The 20,721-nt window shown below is 48.3% G+C and carries 11 protein-coding genes; all 11 read left to right on the forward strand.

The annotated features are described in order from the left end of the window. The first annotated feature begins 70 nt into the window (after window positions 1-70). Window positions 71-1,525 (forward strand): glycoside hydrolase family 76 protein, encoded by a 1,455-nt coding sequence (locus tag ACESTD_RS05185; RefSeq protein ID WP_117600796.1) that lies wholly within the window; start codon window positions 71-73, stop codon window positions 1,523-1,525. Window positions 1,526-1,543: 18 nt separating this feature from the next. After that, window positions 1,544-4,714 carry a TonB-dependent receptor gene (locus tag ACESTD_RS05190; protein WP_098032190.1) on the forward strand — a complete coding sequence of 1,057 codons (3,171 nt, stop codon included), beginning with the start codon at window positions 1,544-1,546 and terminating at the stop codon, window positions 4,712-4,714. 30 nt (window positions 4,715-4,744) lie between these two features. Beyond that, the gene (locus ACESTD_RS05195; RefSeq protein ID WP_098032189.1) at window positions 4,745-6,811 is read left to right on the forward strand and encodes a RagB/SusD family nutrient uptake outer membrane protein; all 2,067 of its coding nucleotides are present in this window, start codon (window positions 4,745-4,747) and stop codon (window positions 6,809-6,811) included. Between the two features lie 28 nt (window positions 6,812-6,839). Further along, window positions 6,840-7,655, forward strand: a complete 816-nt coding sequence (locus ACESTD_RS05200) for a DUF3823 domain-containing protein (RefSeq protein WP_098032188.1) — start codon at window positions 6,840-6,842, stop codon at window positions 7,653-7,655. A 118-nt stretch (window positions 7,656-7,773) separates the two neighbouring features. Further along, complete coding sequence (locus tag ACESTD_RS05205; protein ID WP_098032187.1) at window positions 7,774-9,954, forward strand: hypothetical protein; 2,181 nt, start codon at window positions 7,774-7,776, stop codon at window positions 9,952-9,954. A 59-nt stretch (window positions 9,955-10,013) separates the two neighbouring features. Then, window positions 10,014-12,509 (forward strand): glutaminase domain-containing protein, encoded by a 2,496-nt coding sequence (locus ACESTD_RS05210; protein WP_373158708.1) that lies wholly within the window; start codon window positions 10,014-10,016, stop codon window positions 12,507-12,509. Between the two features lie 17 nt (window positions 12,510-12,526). Then, window positions 12,527-14,833, forward strand: coding sequence for a GH92 family glycosyl hydrolase (locus tag ACESTD_RS05215; RefSeq protein WP_098032185.1), 2,307 nt, complete (start codon window positions 12,527-12,529; stop codon window positions 14,831-14,833). A gap of 129 nt (window positions 14,834-14,962) precedes the next feature. Beyond that, the gene (locus ACESTD_RS05220) at window positions 14,963-15,967 is read left to right on the forward strand and encodes a glycoside hydrolase family 43 protein (RefSeq protein WP_098032184.1); all 1,005 of its coding nucleotides are present in this window, start codon (window positions 14,963-14,965) and stop codon (window positions 15,965-15,967) included. A 35-nt stretch (window positions 15,968-16,002) separates the two neighbouring features. After that, window positions 16,003-17,487, forward strand: a complete 1,485-nt coding sequence (locus ACESTD_RS05225; RefSeq protein ID WP_195288561.1) for a glycoside hydrolase family 125 protein — start codon at window positions 16,003-16,005, stop codon at window positions 17,485-17,487. An 8-nt stretch (window positions 17,488-17,495) separates the two neighbouring features. Then, complete coding sequence (locus tag ACESTD_RS05230; protein ID WP_373158709.1) at window positions 17,496-19,553, forward strand: beta-L-arabinofuranosidase domain-containing protein; 2,058 nt, start codon at window positions 17,496-17,498, stop codon at window positions 19,551-19,553. A gap of 79 nt (window positions 19,554-19,632) precedes the next feature. After that, the gene (locus tag ACESTD_RS05235; RefSeq protein WP_195288559.1) at window positions 19,633-20,721 is read left to right on the forward strand and encodes an acyltransferase; all 1,089 of its coding nucleotides are present in this window, start codon (window positions 19,633-19,635) and stop codon (window positions 20,719-20,721) included.

Genomic DNA, 20,721 nt, shown 5'->3' on the forward strand with positions numbered 1-20,721 from the left:
TTTGTTTTTCCCTCTTTATCTCCTTTTGCATCTTGTGAGGGGAGAGACGGGGACTGAAGAAACTAATTGTATGAATATAATGAAAAATTTATTTACTTTATTGACTTTGCTCTTATTGACGTTAGTGGCTTGCAGTAATGACTCTGCTGTTGATGAAAAGCCGGACAACGGAGGTACGTATGTTCCAGGTAATCTGCCGGTGCAGAATGTGGCACGTGCCATAGAGCTGATTGACAATGCTGTAGAGTGCTATTTTACGGGTACGGGCATGGCTATGTCACGTTATTATAACCCTTATACCGGAAACCGTTCCAGTGAGTTGGGCAGTGTGTGGATGTACACTAGCTCCATTGAGGCCGTGAATGCTGCGATGAAAGCCATGAAGACCGGGAAGACAAAGGGAGAGACGGCTCTTTATGACTCTCACTTTAACCGCTACAAGGAACTTTTAGCTCAACTTTATGACAATCTGGAGTTTTATGCAGGTACTTTTACGCTGACCTCTTATACGCAGACCAAACAGTGGACGGTATACGGCGTAAACCGCGGCAACGGCAAGGGAGCTGCACAAGTGGAAGGTACCCTCAATGTTTACGATGACCAGATGTGGCTGGTGCGTGAACTGTTGGAATCCTATCATATTACTGGTGAACAGCGCTATCTGGAAAAGGCAGAATACCTGACAGAATACGTGCTTGACGGTTGGGACTGCACCCTTGATGAGCAAGGTAGTCCATTGGGAGGCATCACATGGGGACCGGGGTATATCACCAAGCACTCTTGCAGTAATGGCCCTATTGTCAGTCCTCTGGTGTGGCTGCACGAAATTTACAAAGGAAAACCTGACGAAGTGACCTATGGCTACGTGGCTGCCGACAACAGTCGCAAGCTACGCACTGAGAAGAAATCTGACTATTACTTGAATTTTGCCAAAGCTGTTTACGATTGGCAGAAGAAACATTTGCTGAGACCAGACGGGGTGTACGACGATATGATGGGTGGTTATGATTCACCGGACATAAAATATGTTACCATTGATGGTGAACGCTACCGGACTGGTTCCAAACTGCGTGATCGTGTAGGTCCGGCCATCACTTACAATAGTGGTACGATGCTTTCCGGTGCTGCCGACCTTTTCAGAGTTACAAGCGATGCGACTTATCAGACGGACTTGGCGGAATTGACCGATAATAGTTTTGCTTACTTTGCCAAACCTGAAGCTGCCAAACCGGGCTGTTATACATTTGATGTCAGCGGATTCTGCAACTGGTTCAACGGTGTACTGATGCGTGGGTATGTGGATGCTTATTCAACCCACACTGCTGCCGCAAGCTGTATCGAGGCATTCCAGAATAATCTGGATTATGCCTACGAAAACTATCAATACAAACATATGCTTCCCACCAATCTGCTGGTGGGGTGGTACAAAGCTGAAAAGAACAAGAACAACGTGGAAGGAATGTTCACTTTTGCTTTTGCCGCCGAATATGCAGTGTTGGCGAATTATGAATGGAGCAAGAAATAATTTTAAAATTAATGGACTATGAAGAATTTTAGCAAGATGCGACAAGGATTATCCTACATGGTAATGGCATTCCTTCTGATGCTGATTCCGGCAGGTGTTTTCGCACAAAACTCTATTTCCGTTTCAGGAATAGTTATGGATGACACCAATGAACCTGTCATTGGCGCTGCCGTTATGGTGAAGGGCACCACTATAGGTGTCATTACCGACATTGACGGACGTTACACCATCAGTACTCCTGCAGATGGTATTCTCAGTTTCTCTTATGTGGGATTGAAGGACAAGGAAGAGAAAGTGAACGGACGTACCACTATCAACATCATTATGCAGACTGACTCCAAGATGATAGACGAAGTAGTGGTGATAGGTTACGGAACACAACGCCGCGGATCGGTGACGGGTGCCGTTTCTGCCGTCAAAGGGCAGGATATGATAAAGACCAAGAACGAAAATCCGCAGAATATGCTGACAGGACGTATTCCTGGTTTGCGCGTATGGCAGAAGAGTTCTGAGCCCGGAACTTTCAATAACAGTTTCGATATTCGAGGTATGGGATCTCCATTGATTATCATCGATGGAATTCCTCGGAGTACGGAAGAATTCCAGCGTTTGAATGCAATGGATATCGATGATATTTCTGTGTTGAAAGATGCTTCTGCCGCTATTTACGGTGTACGTGCAGCCAATGGTGTAGTGTTGGTGACCACCAAAAAAGGAGGAGCTGGAAAAACGGAATTCTCTTACAATGGTTCCTACACTTTCCAACAACCTTCACGTATGCCTGAACTGTGTGATCCTTATGAATCTATGACGCTGTTCAACGAAATGTCGATGAATAACATCAATGGCGGTTCATGGGTCTTCAGCGAAGAGAGCTTTGAAGCATTCCGTAACGGTACACGCCGTACGACGGACTGGAATGACTTGATTATCTCTAATGTGGCTCCACAGACACAACACGACATCAGCATTTCCGGTGGCAACGAGAAGACGAAGTTCTATATCAGTATGGGCTACTTTTACCAGGAAGGTATCTTCCGTTCGGGAGACTTGAATTATAATAAGTTCAACCTGCGTTCCAACATTTCAACTGAAGTTGCTAAAGGTATAAAATTCGAACTTGGTGTAAGTGGCATCTCCGACGAACGCAATACGCCTTACAGTAGCGCACAGGATATCATTCGTAACTATTGGCGCCAAGGTGTACTTTATCCTGCATACGCTGATCCTGAAGGGACGATGTTGAACTACAACGGTTTGGACATGGAACAGAATACTGTGGCTATGATGACGGCCGATATTTCCGGTTACAAGAAGTACAAGCAGAAATATTTCCAGTCTTCGGCTACTTTGACGGTAGATTTCAGTGAATACACACCGGTATTGAAGGGATTGACTGCCAAAGCTATGTTCAGTTACGATTATCGTGCTGACAACAACGAGGCTTTCCGCAAAGAGTACTACCAGTATGCTTATGACGAGCAGACCGGTACCTACAATCAGAAGGTTTATAACGAAAGTTCGCCCAGCAACATGCGTCGCGAGTTCTATGACAAATCACAGATGTTGGGACAATTCACAGTGAACTACGACCGCACTTTTAACGATGTCCACCATGTGGGTGGTGTTGTCGGTTGGGAGGTACAGAAGCGCAACGGTGACAACTTCTACGCTGTCCGCGACCTGGCATTCTCTATGCCTTACCTGCTGGCTGGTGTGACTGAAGGACAGATCGGCGCCATGCAGACTGGTAATAATGATTTGTATGAACAAGCTAACGAAGCTTTGATAGGTCGTGTCAACTATTCGTTTGCCGACCGATACCTGCTGGAAGCACAGTTTCGTTACGACGGTTCCAGCAAGTTTGCCAAGGGGCATCAATGGGGTTTCTTCCCTTCAGTATCGGCTGGGTGGAGAGTATCCGAAGAACCTTTCTTCAAAAGCATAGATGCTTTGAAGTTTGTCAATCAGCTGAAGCTGCGTGCCAGCTACGGTGTGCTGGGTGATGATGGTGACTTGAATTATGACTGGGCTATGGGGTACACTTATCCTGCAACCAGCGGTAACATGTCTAATGGCGACTATAACGGTTATTCACCGGGCTATATCTTCGGTGGCAAATTCATCAGTGCAGCAAGCCCGATGGCATTACCTAATGAGAACATCACTTGGTTCAAGTCGAAGACATTCGACGTGGGTTTCGATTTTGAAGCTTGGAACGGTCTGCTGGGTGTTTCGTTCGACTATTTTAATCGTCTGCGTACTGGCCGTTTCGCTCGCCGTACCGGTGATTTGCCTACGGTGGTAGGTGCTTCTGCTCCGCGCGAAAATTTGGACAGTGACCGCCAATTCGGTATGGAATTGGAATTGACCCACCGCAACAAGATTGGACAAGTGGCCTATAATCTGAAAGGTATTGCTACCGTTACCCGTCAGAAATACCTGACTGCTTCGGAAAAAGGTCCTTGGGCCAATTCCTACGATCGTTGGCGTAATGACAACTTGACGAACCGTTATCAGGGAGTACAGTTCGGTTATACTTCTGCCGGACGCTACACCAGCTGGAATGATATTTGGAGCTATCCTGGCTACAAGGAACGTGACATTCTGCCGGGTGACTACAAATATGAAGACTGGAATGGTGACGGTGAGATTAACGGTCAGGACGAACATCCGTTTGCCTTTGACCAGACTCCATGGTTGCAGTTCAGTTTAAATGCCGGCTTGCAATGGAAGAACTTAGATTTCAACATGCTGTTGCAAGGCTCTGCGCTGGGTTCTATGGAGTACAAAGAGCCTTTGCATGAAATTTGGGGTAAGAACGGTGGCGGTGCATTGACACAGTTTCTTGATCGCTGGCATCCCGTAGACCCGAAGGCCGATCCCTATGACCCTTCTACTGTCTGGACTTCCGGTCACTACGCCTACACAGGTCGTTGGGCGAAAAACAATTCAGCTTTCAATCGTGTAAGCACCGCTTACCTTCGTCTGAAGAGTATCGAGCTGGGTTATACATTCCCGAAATTGAAACAGATTCCCAATGCCAGTCTGCGTATTTATGCCAATGCTTACAACCTGCTGACATTTACGGGTGTGAAATTTGTAGACCCTGAGCATCCCGATGATGATTTGGGACGCATGTATCCGTTGAACAAGACCTATACATTGGGAGTTTCCCTTTCTTTCTAATTAATGATATAAACCTAAAAAATAATAAATATGAGACATAAACTGATATCCGCGATGTTGTGCATGACTCTTGCCACTTCATGTGTCGATATGGATATTGCTCCCAAAAATATCGTGACTTCCGAGTCGTTGCTTTCCAATGAGTCTGGTATGGACATCTATATGGCACGTTTGTATAGCAATATGCCATGGGAAGACTTTAAATACCTCTCACAATGGGGGGTGAACTTTAATGGTTGGTTGAATGCCATGGGTATTGACGGTACTGGTGAAGCCATGAACAGGGACGGTATTTGCTGTGCGTTTACCGGTGAAGACAATGCTTACTGGGGCAAGGCTTTTGAATTGTTGCGCGATGCCAACTTCCTGCTTGAGAACCTGCCGAAATATCAGAGTTCCTATGCAGAAATTACTTACAACCACTATTTGGGCGAAGCCTATTATGTGCGTGCCACAGTTTTCTATGCCATGGCCCGTCGTTTTGGAGGTATCCCTTTGGTGACAAAAGTCATCCAGTATCCTGGAGACGGAAATTTGGAGGTTCCCCGTGCCAGTGAGGAAGAAACATGGAACCAGGTTTTGGCAGATTATGACAAGGCCATTGAATTGATGATGTCTAGTAGCCCCAAGAGTGGTTACAGTAATAAGTATGTAGCATTGGCTTTCAAGTCAGAAGCAATGCTCTATGCCGGTAGTGTAGCTAAGTATAATGAAACGGTAACTGGACGTTTGACCGGTTTGGGTACCAAGACGGGAGTACGCGTGATCGGATTCGATGAGGACCGCTGGCAAGAGGCTTCCAAGAAGTATTTCACTGAAGCCTACAAAGCCGCTTCCGAGGTGATTAAAAGCGGTGTATACTCACTTTACAAGAAGAAATGGGCCGCTAATGATCCGGAAGCACAATATCAAAATATGGTGGATATGTTCTCCGATCTTAGCAATAATCCTGAGAACATCTATGTGAAGGAGTACGTTTACCCCACCAGTACTCATGCTTACGATTCTTACAACTTACCGCTCACCTTTAAGGCTCCGCTGAACTGTGGTGTTTGCCCGACAGCCGACTTTGTTGAGTTGTTTGATGGTTTCGACCGTTATCCCGACGGTACCTTGAAGGTGACGACAGGCAATTCTTGTACCGAAGGTAATTACGTTATGTATGATAGTCCCATGGACTATTACAAGAATGCTGAACCTAGATTGCGTGCTTACGTCATCTTCCCTGGTGATGTGTTTAAGGGTAAGGAAATTGAAATTTATGCCGGTGTTTATACGGGGGCTGCGCCTGTCAAACCGCTTCTTAGTGACTATTCGTATGGTGCTGCCACTACCAAGTACAATCATCTGAGTGCTTATAAAGAGAAGCCCAAAACGCTTTATCTCAGTCCGAAACCTGAAGATCAGCAGGAAATTGTAACCCTGCCTGATGGCTCTACGATGAAGGCTGCTGGCCAGAACGGTCCTTTCTATGAAGATGGTGGAAGTGCTATGACCGGTCTGCTGGCACGTAAATGGTTGAACCCTGATCCTGCATTTGTTCCTCGGGAAGGCAATAGTGCACAACCTTTTATTTTGATGCGTTATGCCGAAGTGCTGCTGAATGCAGCCGAGGCTGCTGTGGAACTTTCGTTAGCGGGCGTCTCTTCTCCTGATGGTACAGATATGTTGAGTGTGGCAACGAAAGCCATCAATGATATTCGTGAGCGTGCCGGTGCCCGGTTGTTGACTGCCTCGTTGACTGGTACAACAGACAGCCGTGATATCGTCCGCAAGGAACGTCGCAAGGAGTTGGCCTTCGAACATAAGACCAAATGGGACTTGCGTCGCTGGCGTGTGAATCACTATGAAGGTCGCGATGGATTCTGGGGTGAGCAACGCAATAAGGACCGTTTCAGCAACACGACTCGTTATCGTTTCCGTGGTATCTATCCGTTCTATTCGACGGCGACCGGCAAGTGGTTCTTTGATGTTTGTTTCAACTATACGACTGCCGGTGACAAGGACTTCGGTTACACTCCGGTGGACTATTATTTCTCGATTCCGGGTGGTGAGGTTTCTAAGAGTCCTGTGATTGACCAGCAGCCTAATCGATAAAACTCAATAATTAAAAAACTTAAAACGTATGAAAAAGACAATATTTTATAGCTTATTCAGCGCCTTGTTCATGTTAACCTCATGCAGCATGTTCGAAATAGACAACTATGAGGAACCGGCAGAAACAATTTGGGGCGAAGTGGTAGATGAAGCAACTGGTAAGCGTGTATTGACCGACCAGGGCAGTGAGGGTATCCGTGTCCGTCTGACCGAATTGAGTTGGGGTGACAATGTGCAACATAATCCCGATTTTTACTGTATGATGGACGGTACATTCCAGAACACGAAGCTCTTCAAAGGTGAGTATAATGTCCGTATCGACGGCCCGTTCATTCCATTAGTGCGTGAAAATACAGACGGTACCTTGCTCCATGATGGTTCCGTCAATACTGAAATCAGTGGTACGACGAAAGTGAAATTTGAAGTACAGCCCTTTCTGAACGTTGAGTTTGTAGGTGATCCGCAGGTGAGCAATGGGGTCATCAAGGCACAAGTACGCGTGACACGCGGTGTGTCGGATGAAGTTTTCCGTGAAAAAATCCAGCCGATGGGCAATTGGAAAGACGAATACTTGAATGTAACTGACATCCAGTTCTTCGTCAGCTACTCAAACACAGTAGGCTACCGGGCACGCGACGAGCGTTGGTCGAGCAGCATCAGCTATGAAGGTAAGAGTTTCGAAGATTTACTGGGTAAGGAAGTTATTGTCCAGTCTAACGGCAGTATACCTTCGGGCCGCAAAGTGTTTGTACGCGCTGCCGCACGTATTAACTACGACACACCTGTAGGTAGCGGCACACGCCGTTGGAACTACAGTGAGCCGGTAGAAGTACTTATTCCGTAGCTTGATGGCATACAGCCGAGGCTTTGCTGCTATAGTGCCAAAGCCTCGGCTGTTGAGCAATCTTTTGCCATTATAGTGGTAAGGACAATGATTAATACCATAAAAACAAGAAACCAATATGAAGCAAAAACATTTTTTGATAAGTTTGACTGTCTTGGCAATAGGCATCTCTGTAGATGCTCAGACCAAGGACAATGTTAAAACCACTTTTCAAACCTCACGCGAGTGGAAGCCTTCTATAGACAATAGGGCCGATGCGGTGATGGTGTATGGAGTAGGGGGAAATCCTTCGGATAAATCACGCAAACTATCTTTTGAGGAACGGGTGAAGTCCTGGAAAGAGCGTGGATATATCATACACTTTATGACCGGTATTGCTTGGGGTGAATATCAGGACTATTTTACCGGACAATGGGACGGGAAATGGCATTTGGATGAGGGACAAGTCACACAGACTGGAGATACGATATGGCACGGTCACATGGTGCCCTATATCGTACCGTCGGAGAATTTTTTAAGTTATCTGAAAGAGAGACATGTGAAGAGGGTAATCGACGCCGGTGTGGATGCCATCTTCATGGAAGAGCCTGAATTTTGGGCAAGAGCCGGTTACAGTGATTCTTTTAAGGAGGAATGGAAAAAATACTATGGCTTCGAGTGGAGACCGCAACACGAGTCTCCGGAAAATACTTACTTGTCGAGCAAACTCAAGTATTACTTGTACTATCGTGCACTGAATGAAGTTTTCACCTTTGCCAAAGAATATGGTAAAAGCAAAGGGATGGACGTGAAGTGCTACGTTCCCACCCACTCGCTGGTGAACTATTCGCAATGGCAGATTGTCAGTCCAGAAGCAAGCCTTGCCTCACTTCCTTGTGTGGACGGTTACATTGCTCAGGTGTGGACCGGAACTTCGCGTGAGCCGAATTTCTTTGACGGTCGCAAACGTGAGCGTGTGTTCGAGACTGCCTATCTGGAGTATGGCTCTATGGAGTCAATGACTGCTCCTACTGGTCGCAAGATGTTCTTTCTGACCGACCCTATCGAAGACTGGCCGCGTGACTGGGCAGATTATAAGAAAAACTATCAGGCTACCTTTACTGCACAATTACTCTATCCCAATATAGCCGATTACGAAGTGATGCCTTGGCCGGAACGTATCTACGAAGGACTATATCGGACAAGTGCCAATAGCGACAAGAAAGAACGTATTCCCCGTTTCTATTCCACACAGATGCAGGTGATGATTAATGCCTTGAACCGTATGCCTCTGACTGATAAAGAACTGACTGGAAGCAAAGGATTCAGCGTACTGATGGCAAACTCCTTGATGTTCCAGCGTTTCCCTACGCACAACGGATATGAAGACCCACAATTGGCGAATTTCTACGGTCAGGCGTTGCCTTTGCTCAAACGAGGGGTACCCGTCAAGACCGTCCACATTGAGAACCTCGGCTATAAGGAAGCGCTGGCTGACACAAAAGTGTTGTTGATGACTTATGCGAACATGAAACCGCTTGAGCCTGAAGCGCACAGCCACATAGCCGATTGGGTGAAGAAAGGGGGAGTATTGATTTATAGTGGAACGGACAACGACCCTTTCCAGAATGTAAGGGAATGGTGGAATACCAACGGGCATAACTATGCTACCCCTTCCGCACATCTTTTTGAGCAGATGGGGCTTCCTGCCTGGCCGAATCAGGGAGAATATAGTTACGGTAAGGGAACTGTATGTGTTATTCGTACCGATCCTAAAGATTATGTCCTGCATGAGGGTGGTGACAAATATTTTTTGTATCTTGCGGCCCGGATGTACGAGCAGAACGCGAAAGCGGGAAAGCTGGAGTTCAAAAACAACTTCTATCTGCAAAGGGGAGATTACGACTTGGCTGCTGTGCTTGAAGAGAGTGTGAGCGACGAGCCGTTTACTGTGGAAGGATGTTTGATTGACCTTTTTGATCCCAAATTACCGATATACACTTCCAAGCGGATAAATCCGGGTGAGCAAGCCTTGTTGCTGAATGTAGAACGTGTAGCCGGTAAGAAGAAGCCTCAAGTGCTGGCTTCGGCAAGTCGCGAAGAACAGGAAGAACGCGGAAAAGGCTGGTATTCCTATGTGGCGAAAAGTCCTGCCGAGACTTCAAACGTATCGCGGGTACTGTTGCCGAGTTGTCCTAAGAGTGTGACAGTCGATGGCAAAGAAGTATTCGATACCAAGCGTTGGCATGCAGCAAGTCATACCTATTTGATAGAGTTTGAGAATAATCCTGACGGAGTGTCGGTGAAGTTTTGCTGGTAATCTCAGACCTTTTATTTTTTAGCATTTAACAACATAAACAATTATATTATATAAACGATATGAGAAAAAAGCTTTTATACCCCTTGTTGGCATCATGCCTTTTTGCGTGCAGTGACAAGGATACGTCTTATGAAGTCGTCAAGAATGACTTGAGAGCTCCAGCCTACCCGCTTGTTACCATCGACCCTTATGCCAGTGCATGGTCCATGAGCGATAACCTTTATGACAGCCCCGTTCGCCATTGGACGGGTAAGGATTTCCCTCTGATTGGCGTGGTGAAGGTAGACGGTGTTTCCTACCGTTTTATGGGGACTGAAGAATTGGAGATGAATGCAATCGTGCCCACCTCTCAGCAAGGGGAGTGGACTGGACGGTATATCACAGACAAGCCCGCTGGCGACTGGACATCTGCCGATTACAATGATTCCGGATGGAAGTCGGACCGTGGTGCCTTTGGTACCAAAGAAAATGAGCCTACAGCCAAGACCCAATGGGGAACCCGCAATATCTGGGTGCGCCGTACGGTAAATATCGACCGCGATTTGACCGGCATACCTGTCTATCTGGAATTCTCCAATGATGATAATGCCGTATTCTATATCAACGGAGTGAAGATACACAGTACGGGAACCACATGCAATAAGAACAAGGTCGTGAAACTTTCCGATGAGGCTTTGGCTGCTTTGAAACAAGGAGACAACATCATTGCCGCCGAGTGTATCAATCCGGTCGGCAACGGTCTGCTCGACTTCGGCCTGCAGATTCCGAAACATCAGGAAACCGTGTTTGGCAACACAGCTGTGCAGACCTCTGCTGACGTGCAGCCCATGCAGACACACTACGCTTTTACCTGTGGTGATGTCGACTTGAAAGTCACTTTCACGGCACCTCTTTTCATGGAAGACCTGAAGCTGTTGAGCCGCCCCGTGAATTACCTTACTTACAGTGTTGCTGCCCGTGATGGCAAGGAACACGATGTGGAGGTGTACTTTGAGGCCTCGCCGCGCTGGGCGCTCGACCAGCCTTACCAGCAATCTGCAAGCGAGGGATATGAAGCTGACGGGCTGCTTTACTTGAAGAGCGGAAGCAAAGAGCAGAATATCCTGGCTAAGCAGGGCGATGACCTTCGCATTGACTGGGGATATTTCTACATGGTTTCCGGTAAAGAAAACACAGCATACAGCATCGGCAACAGTACCGAACTGCGCAAGAACTTCGTGAACGGCACCTTTAATTCAGCTTCGCTTGCGGGTGAGGACAGCAACGGGAATATGGCCTTGGTGCGTGACTATGGTAAAGTGAGGAAGGTTACCGACAAGATAATGCTGGGATATGACGACATCTATTCCATCCAATACTTCGGTACAAACTTGCGTTCTTACTGGAACTCGAGAGGCGACCGTACCATCGAGTCGGAAATGCTGGCCGCCTACAATGAGTATGACGAGTTGCTGGCACGCTGCTATGCCTTCGATAAAAAGTTAATGGAGGATGCTTCTGCCGTAGGCGGCAAGGAATATGCCGAACTCTGCGCGTTGGCCTACCGTCAGTCCATTGCCGCCCACAAGCTGGTGGAAGCTCCCAACGGTGACCTTTTGTGGCTGTCGAAGGAAAACAACAGTAACGGCTGTATCAATACGGTGGACCTGACCTACCCCTCGGCTCCCCTCTATCTGATCTATAATCCTGAACTGGAGAAAGGCATGATGAACGGTATCTTCCATTATAGTGAAAGCGGCAAATGGACCAAGCCCTTCGCCGCCCATGATTTGGGTACCTATCCTCTTGCCAACGGACAGGTTTACGGAGGCGATATGCCGGTTGAGGAGAGTGGAAACATGCTGATTCTTACGGCTGCCATTGCTGCCGTAGAAGGCAATGCCGACTATGCTGCCAAACATTGGGAAGTGCTCACCACCTGGACCGACTATCTGGTGGAAAAGGGACTCGATCCTGAGAACCAGCTCTGTACCGACGACTTCGCCGGACACTTTGCCCATAACACGAATCTTTCCATCAAGGCAATTTTAGGGGTGGCCTCTTATGGCCGGTTGGCCGAAATGCTCGGCAAGAAGGATGTTGCCGAAAGCTATACAACGAAGGCCCGTCAGATGGCGGCTGAGTGGGAACGTATGGCCAACGACGGCGACCATTATCGTCTGACCTTTGACAAGCCGGGTACCTGGAGCCAGAAGTACAACCTTGTCTGGGATAAATTGCTCGGACTGAACATCTTTGATACAAAAATTGCAGAAATGGAGATACCTTATTATCTGACGAAGCAGAATATTTATGGTTTGCCTCTGGACAGTCGTGAGACTTATACCAAGACCGACTGGATCATGTGGACTGCTACAATGGCTCCTGACCTGGCCACTTTCCGTGAATTCATCGTTCCTCTGCATAAGTTCATGAACGAAACGATAGACCGCGTGCCTATGTCCGACTGGGTGTTTACCGACAAGCCCAATTGGCGTGGCTTCAAGGCCCGCTCGGTAGTAGGCGGATATTACATGAAAATGCTTGAAGGCAAGCTGATTGGAAATAAACAATGACAAAATCTATTAAACGAATGAAAAGACTTTTTGCATGGGGAACCGCCCTCCTTCTTGTAGGCGGTATGCAGGCGGCCTTACTGCCGGTTGACGAGCCGATTACTCCTGTTGATTACGTCAGCACCTTGGTTGGCACGCAATCCAAGCATGCCCTTTCTACGGGCAACACTTATCCTGCTGTGGCAATGCCTTGGGGTATGAATTTCTGGACACCACAGACCGGTACTATGGGGGATGGATGGGCTTATACTTATGATGCCGACAAGATTCGCGGATTCAAGCAGACACACCAGCCCAGTCCGTGGATTAACGATTACGGACAGTTTGCCATTATGCCTATCACCGGAAAGGTGGCTTTCGACCAGGACGAGCGTGCCAGTTGGTTTTCTCATAAAGCCGAGACCGCCACTCCTTATTATTATAAAGTCTATCTTGCCGACCATGATGTGACGGCGGAGTTTGCTCCTACCGAGCGTGCCGCTGCCTTCCGTTTCACTTTCCCTGAAACGGAGGAAGCCTATGTGGTGGTCGATGCCATGGACAACGGTTCTTTTGTGAAAATCATTCCGGCTGAAAAGAAAATCATAGGCTACACCACCAAGAACAGTGGTGGTGTGCCAAGCAATTTCAAGAACTACTTTGTATTGCAGTTCGATAAGCCTTTTACTTATACTGCTGCCGTGAAGGACGGAAAGATTGCCCCCCGTACCACCGAGGCAAGTGCCAATCATGCCGGTGGCATCATCGGTTTTCATACCCTCCGTGGCGAGCAGGTGAATGTACGTGTGGCTTCCTCGTTCATCAGTCACGAGCAGGCCGAGTTGAACTTGAAGGAACTGGGTGACCGGACGCTTGAAGAGGTGGCGAAAGCGGGGCGTGACGAATGGAACCGGGTACTGGGCCGCATTGAAGTGCAGGATACCGACCTCGACCGTCTGCGTACTTTCTACTCTTGTTTCTACCGTTCTGTGCTTTTCCCGCGCAGTTTCTACGAGATAGATGCGCAAGGTCAGGTAATGCACTACAGCCCCTATAATGGTGAGGTGCTGCCCGGCTATATGTTTACCGACACCGGTTTTTGGGACACTTTCCGTTGTCTCTTCCCCTTTCTCAACCTGATGTATCCATCCATGAATGCCAAGATGCAGGAAGGATTGGCCAACACTTACAAGGAGAGCGGTTTCCTGCCCGAATGGGCCAGTCCGGGACACCGTGGTTGCATGGTGGGCAACAATTCCGCCTCTGTGGTGGCGGATGCCTGGCTGAAAGGTCTGCGTGGCTACGACATCGAGACATTATGGAATGCTGTGAAGAGCGGTACGGAGAATGTGCATCCCGAGGTTTCCTCTACCGGACGCCTGGGACATGAGTATTACAACAAGCTGGGTTATGTGCCCTATAATGTGGGTATCAACGAAAATGTAGCCCGTACGCTGGAGTATGCTTATGATGATTGGTGCATCTACCAGTTGGGACTTTCGCTCGGCAAGTCGAAGAAAGAACTGGCTCCTTTTGCCAAACGCGCGCTGAACTACCGGAATCTTTTCGACCCTGCCCATAAGTTGATGCGCGGCAAGAATGAAGACGGTACGTTCCAATCGCCTTTCAACCCCTTGAAGTGGGGTGACGCCTTCACCGAAGGAAACAGTTGGCATTATTCGTGGTCGGTTTTCCACGATCCGCAAGGACTCATTGACCTGATGGGTGGCAAGGACTCCTTCAACCAGATGATGGATTCCGTGTTTGTGTTGCCGCCTGTGTTCGACGAAAGTTATTATGGCAGTGTCATCCACGAAATTCGGGAGATGCAGATCATGAACATGGGCAACTACGCTCACGGCAACCAGCCCATACAGCACATGATTTACCTCTATAACTATTCCTCCCAGCCGTGGAAGGCGCAGTACTGGCTGCGTGAGGTTATGGAGCGTATGTACAGTGCCAATCCCGACGGCTATTGCGGTGATGAGGACAACGGCCAGACATCTGCTTGGTACGTGTTTTCAGCTTTGGGATTCTATCCCGTCTGTCCGGGTACAGATCAGTATGTGCTGGGTGCTCCTCTTTTCCGTTCTGTGCGTCTGCACTTGGAGAATGGCAAGACTGTGACGATTGAAGCTCCTGAGAATAGTCGTGCCAACCGCTACGTGCAGAAACTTACAGTGGATGGCGTTGACTATACACGCAACTTTCTGACACACGAGCAACTGACGAACGGCTCCTCGCTGCGCTTCACTATGGACAATGTGCCCAACAAACTGCGTGGGACAGGAGAGGAGGATGCTCCTTACTCCTTCTCGAAAACGCTTAAAAAGAAGAAGTGACCTCAAAGCCAAAACCATAGCAATTAATGATGAGGGTGTGCCGAATGTCTGACGGAGTGATAGCTGAAAAACGTTTTGACACACCCTCTCTCTCTTACGATAAATCACTGTTTGAAAACCCTATTTACCATGAAACTTAAGAAACTTACTATTTACTGCTTGGCATTGTTTTGCTCCTCTTCTTCTGTTTATGCGCAATCTGGTGAAGAAGTTCAAAAGAAACGTAGCGGCAATCCGATTTTTCCCGGTTGGTATGCCGACCCTGAGGGAGTAGTGCTGGACGGGAAGTTCTGGATTTATCCTACATATTCCGCTCCTTATGATGAACAGACTTTTATGGATGCCTATTCTTCGCCCGACTTGGTGCATTGGACCAAACATCCACGCGTGCTTTCAAAGGAAAATATCCCATGGTTGCGCCGTGCTTTGTGGGCGCCGGCTGTTATCGAGGCCAATGACCGCTATTATCTTTTCTTCGGAGGGAACGATATACAGAACAACTCTGAGATTGGCGGTATCGGTGTGGCTGTGGCAGACAATCCGGCAGGTCCTTTCAAAGATGTGCTGGGCAAGCCCCTGATTGATAAAATTGTGAATGGCGCACAGCCCATCGACCAGTTTGTGTTCCGTGATGACGATGGCACTTACTATATGTACTATGGCGGATGGGGGCATTGCAACATCGTGAAACTGTCTTCCGATTTACTTAGTGTCGTTCCTTTTGATGATGGCACAGTCTATAAAGAAGTGACTCCTCAGGACTATGTGGAAGGTCCTTTCATGTTGAAACGTAACGGAAAGTATTACTTCATGTGGTCGGAAGGCGGTTGGGGAAGTCCCGACTACCGTGTGGCCTATGCCATTGCCGACTCTCCTTTCGGGCCGTTCCATCGCGAGGGAATCATTCTTCAGCAGGATGCCGATGTGGCTACCGGTGCCGGACATCATTCAGTGGTGCGTGGAAAAGGTAAGGACGAATGGTACATCATTTACCACCGTCGCCCGTTGGGAGAAACGGCAGCAAACAGCCGTGCCACCTGCATTGACCGGATGTACTTTGACAAAAAAGGAAAGATAAAGCCGGTGCGCATGACTTTCGAGGGAGTGAAAGCTACCACCCCTCCACTTGACTAATAGCAATTTTCAATTCAAATTTATATAGAAGAAATATGAGTCTTAATTCCAAAAAGATTTGTTTCAGCCTTGTCCTGGCTGCGGCTGCCGGGATGGTTCAGGCTGTCAATAGTAGCTGCCTTCTTGCCGATGCGGGCTTTGTAGCCGTGCAGGATAATACGGTATCTGCCGGTAACTATACCTCTAACCGTCCTAAAGAGAAACAACGACTTTTCCGTTCCACTTCCGTGGAGAAAGAGATTGTCCGTGTACAGATGCTTTTGAAGAACCGCAAGCTTTCCTGGATGTTTGCCAACTGTTTTCCAAATACGCTGGATACTACTGTGCACTTCCGCAAGGGCAGCGATGGAAAGCCTGATACTTTTGTATATACGGGTGACATCCATGCTATGTGGTTGCGTGACTCAGGGGCGCAAGTATGGCCATATGTGCAGCTTGCCAATAACGACCCGAAACTGAAAGAGATGCTGGCCGGTGTTATTCTACGCCAGTTCAAATGTATCAATATCGACCCATATGCGAATGCTTACAACGATGGTGCGCTGCCCGATGGGCATTGGATGAGTGACCTTACTGACATGAAGCCCGAACTGCATGAACGTAAATGGGAAATCGACTCGCTTTGTTATCCTTTACGGTTGGCTTATCACTACTGGCAGGTGACGGGTGACACTTCGGTTTTCGGTGCTGAATGGCTGGAAGCCATCCGCAATATTTATACTACTTTTTGTCAGCAGCAGCGCAAAGAGGGTACCGGTCCCTACAAATTTCAACGCAAGACGGAGCGTGCGCTCGATACGCTGAACAATGATGGTCTGGGTGCTCCTGTCCGTCCGGTGGGACTTATCGTGTCCTGCTTCCGCCCGTCGGACGATGCCACAACGCTTCAGTTCCTTGTGCCTTCCAACTTCTTTGCTGTCACTTCCTTGCGTAAGGCTGCCGAGATTCTGGAAACAGTGAACAAGGAGACTGCTTTGGCTGCCGATTGCCGTGCCTTGGCCGATGAGGTGGAAATGGCTTTGAAACGCTATGCAACCTACAATCATCCTGAATTTGGTACCATTTATGCTTTCGAGGTTGATGGTTTCGGTAATCATTTGCTGATGGACGATGCCAATGTGCCTAGTTTGCTTGCCATGCCCTATCTGGGAGATGTAGACGTCAATGACCCTATTTATCAGAATACCCGCCGTTTTGTGTGGAGCGACAGCAATCCTTATTTCTTCAGCGGCAAAGCCGGTGAGGGTATCGGCGGACCGCATATCGGCTATGACATGGTGTGGCCTATGAGCATTATGATGAAAGCTTTCACAAGCCGGGATGATGCCGAAATCAAAACTTGCATCAAGATGCTGATGGATACGGATGCCGGTACGGGCTTCATGCACGAGTCGTTCCATAAGGATGATGCAACTAACTTCACCCGCCCTTGGTTTGCTTGGCAGAACACCCTTTTCGGTGAGTTGATATTGAAGTTGGTTAATGAAGGGAAGGTGGATTTATTGAATAGCATTGATTAAGATATAACATGAAGAACTTATATACATGGGTGGCTGTTTTCCTTTTCGTGGCATTGGCAATTTCGGTTATGGCTTGTACTTCTGCCTCTTCTGCTGGTACGGTGACGGTGGTTGACCGGCCGGATATACATGCTGTCAATACTAATTATATGGGTTACCGTGCCCCACTTCGTCCATTGAACTTTATAAAATTGCCAGTAGGCAGCATCCGTCCCGAGGGGTGGGTAAGGAAATTTCTGGAGTTGCAGCGCGACGGCCTGACCGGACATTTAGGGGAAATCAGTGCTTGGTTGGAAAAGGATGACAACGCTTGGCTTACGACCGGCGGAGACCATGGTTGGGAGGAAGTTCCCTATTGGCTCAAAGGGTATAGCAGTTTGGCATATATTCTGAATGATCCGGAGATGATAGAAGAAACCAAATACTGGATTGAAGGCGTATTTGCCAGCCGCCAGCCGGACGGTTATTTCGGCCCGGTCAACGAACGCAATGGGAAGCGCGAACTTTGGGCACAGATGATCATGCTCTGGTGCCTGCAATCTTATTACGAGTATTCTCAGGACCGGCGTGTCATAGACCTGATGACAAACTACTTTAAATGGCAGATGACGGTCCCCGACGACCAGCTTCTGGAAGACTTTTGGGAGAACAGTCGTGGAGGTGATAATATCATCAGCATCTACTGGCTTTACAGCCATACGGGAGATGCTTTTTTGCTCGAATTGGCCGAAAAGATTCATCGCAACACTGCGGACTGGACTCAGTCGACCTCTTTGCCCAACTGGCACAACGTAAACATTGCCCAATGTTTCCGTGAGCCTGCCACTTATTATATGCAGACCGGTGATTCTGCCATGCTGAAAGCCTCTTATAATGTCCATCGGCTGATCCGTCGTACTTTCGGGCAGGTGCCCGGCGGCATGTTTGGGGCGGATGAGAATGCCCGTTTGGGATATATCGACCCTCGCCAGGGGGTGGAAACCTGCGGGCTGGTTGAGCAGATGGCTTCCGATGAAATTATGCTTCGCATGACGGGCGACCCCTTATGGGCCGAGCATTGCGAAGAAGTGGCATTTAACTCTTATCCGGTTGCCGTGATGCCGGACTTTAAAGCGCTGCGCTACATCACTTGCCCGAACCATGTCGTCAGTGATTCCAAGAATCATCATCCGGGCATCGACAACCGCGGACCGTTTCTTTCGATGAATCCTTTCAGCAGTCGTTGCTGCCAGCACAATCATGCACAAGGCTGGCCCTACTTTGCCGAACATCTGGTTTTGGCAACTCCCGACAATGGAGTGGCAACGGCTCTTTATGCAGCTTGCAAGGCTGTGGTGAAAGTAGCTGATGGAAAGGAAATCACTTTGCACGAAGAGACGAATTATCCTTTTGAGGAAGACATCCGCTTTTCTGTCTCTACCGGGGGGAAAGTCGTCTTCCCGTTCTATTTCCGGATTCCTTCATGGACTCAAAAGGCGAAAGTACGCGTGAATGGTGAGGAAGTGGATGCGGCTCCCGTGGCAGGAAAGTATCTCTGCATCCATCGCGAGTGGTCGGATGGGGACCGTGTGGAATTGACGTTTCCGATGTCTTTGTCCATGCGCACCTGGCAGGTCAATAAAAACAGCGTAAGTGTGGATTACGGTCCTCTCACGCTCTCTCTTAAGATTGCTGAGAAATATGTGGAGAAGGACAGCCGCGAAACGGCCATCGGTGATTCTAAATGGCAGAAAGATGCTGACCCTCAAAAATGCCCCACTACTGAGATATATCCCGGCAGCGCGTGGAATTATTCGCTGGTGTTGGACAAGACAGAACCCTTGAAGCACTTCGAGGTAATCCGTAAATCATGGCCGGCTGACGACTACCCTTTTACGGTGGCCAATGTACCTTTGGAGGTGAAGGCTGTCGGCCGATTGGTTCCCGAATGGGAAATAGATGAAACCGGGTTGTGTGGTGTGTTGCCCGAAGAGGATGCGGCGAGAGGCGATAAAGAAGAAATCACACTCATCCCCATGGGCGCGGCGCGGTTAAGGATAACTGCGTTCCCGAATACAACAGAATAAATTGATGAATGATGCGGACAGTAGTGAAGTGCTGATACCTTTAACTCCTGACTTGCATAAACAGAAAACTTGAAATAAAATGAAACGTATTGCTTTTTTGGATTATGTGCGCGTGTTTGCGTGCTTCTTGGTGATGTTGGTTCATGCCAGCGAGAATTATTATGGAGCTGTAGGCTCTACGGACATGGTGGGACCGCAGGCTTTCCTTCAGAACGAGGCCGATAGGTTATGGGTATCTATTTACGATGGCTTCTCACGTATGTCTGTGCCTCTGTTTATGATTGTTTCGGCTTACCTGCTTGCGCCTATGAAGAAGGGACAAAGCTGTTGGGAGTTTTACCGCAAACGTTTCCTGCGCATCATGCCGCCGTTCATCTTTTTCATGGTGCTGTACAGCACGTTGCCCATGTTGTGGGGACAGATAGACGGCGAACAGTCTATGAACGACCTTTCACGCATCTGGCTGAACTTTCCTATGCTTGCCGGACACTTCTGGTTCATGTATCCGTTGATAGGCCTTTACCTGTTCATCCCGGTCATCTCACCGTGGCTGGAGAAGGTTTCGGCGAAAGAAGAACGTTTCTTCATCGGACTGTTCCTGGTTTCTACTTGCATACCTTTCCTTAACCGTTGGTTTGGTGAGGTGTGGGGACAGTGCTTCTGGAACGAATATCACATGCTATGGTATTTCTCGGGTTATTTGGGCTACCTTGTGCTGGCACATTATATCCGCGTGCATCTTACTTGGGGGCGTTCCTTGCGTCTGCGGGTCGGTTTCCTGCTTATGCTGGTCGGGGCGGTGGCTACCATATGGTCGTTCTATGTCCAGGCTGTTCCGGGAGTGGTTCATTCTACGCCGGTCATTGAGGTGGGATGGGCTTTCTGCACCCTTAATTGCGTGGCGTTGACGGCAGGCACGTTTCTGCTGTTCAGTTGCATCAGCATTCCGCAACCTCCGCGCTTCATTGCCGAAATGTCGAGACTCAGCTACGGCATGTTCCTTATGCACATATTCTGGCTTGGCTTGTGGGTGTCGGTGTTTAAGTCTACATTGGGATTGCCCACCGTGGCTGCCATTCCGGTTATAGCGGTATGTACGTTTATCAGTTGTTTCGTGGCAACCAAGCTCATCTCGTTGATACCGGGCAGTAAGTGGATTATCGGGTAG

Source organism: Bacteroides sp. AR20 (assembly GCF_964250605.1).
In the GTDB taxonomy this organism is placed as follows: domain Bacteria; phylum Bacteroidota; class Bacteroidia; order Bacteroidales; family Bacteroidaceae; genus Bacteroides; species Bacteroides uniformis.